Source organism: Chromohalobacter sp. HP20-39 (genome assembly GCF_033052815.1).
Lineage (GTDB): Bacteria > Pseudomonadota > Gammaproteobacteria > Pseudomonadales > Halomonadaceae > Chromohalobacter.
The window spans coordinates 1-524 of record NZ_JAWHTP010000104.1 but is presented as its reverse complement, the minus strand read 5'-3'; the positions used below and the strand labels follow the sequence as shown (position 1 = coordinate 524).

The 524-nt window shown below is 67.7% G+C and carries 1 protein-coding gene; it reads left to right on the top strand.

Annotated features, from left to right (window positions below; genetic code table 11):
- Positions 1–524 (top strand): HlyD family secretion protein (locus RVY79_RS17145; RefSeq protein WP_317465678.1); only part of this gene is annotated, 524 nt, incomplete at both ends.

Below are 524 nucleotides of genomic sequence, written 5' to 3'. Positions count from 1 at the left end.
CTTACATCGAACCGGCCAGCGGTGTGCTGGAGCGCTCAGGCCAGATGGCCCAGGTTGCCGAGCTGCGTGCGGGCCAAGCGCTCGCGCAGAAGCGCCTGGCCCGGCTGCGCGAGCTGTCGGAGACCGTGCCCCGCAAGGAGATCGAAGCAGCCGAAAGCGAAGTAAACAGCCTGACCGAACGCGCCCGCGCCTTGAGCGGGGGCCTCGCCGGCAGGGACGTACTAAAGGCCCCAGTCAGCGGCGTCATCGCATCCAGCCCCGCAGTTGCCGGGCAGGTCGTGGATGCGCGCGAACTGGTGTTTGAGGTGGTCGATCCGACCCAACTGCGCATCGAGGCGCTTGCCTACGATCCGGCAATGGCACAGAACCTGGCCGGTGCTGCACTCGCAGTAGGCGGTCAGAAGGTGCCGCTGAGCTTCGTCGGGGCCGCCAGCAGCCTGCGCGAGCAGGCCCTGCCCATGCTGTTCAAGGGCACCAGCGAAAGCCTCTCGCGCTTGGCGGTCGGTATGCCGGTGGTGGTCTTC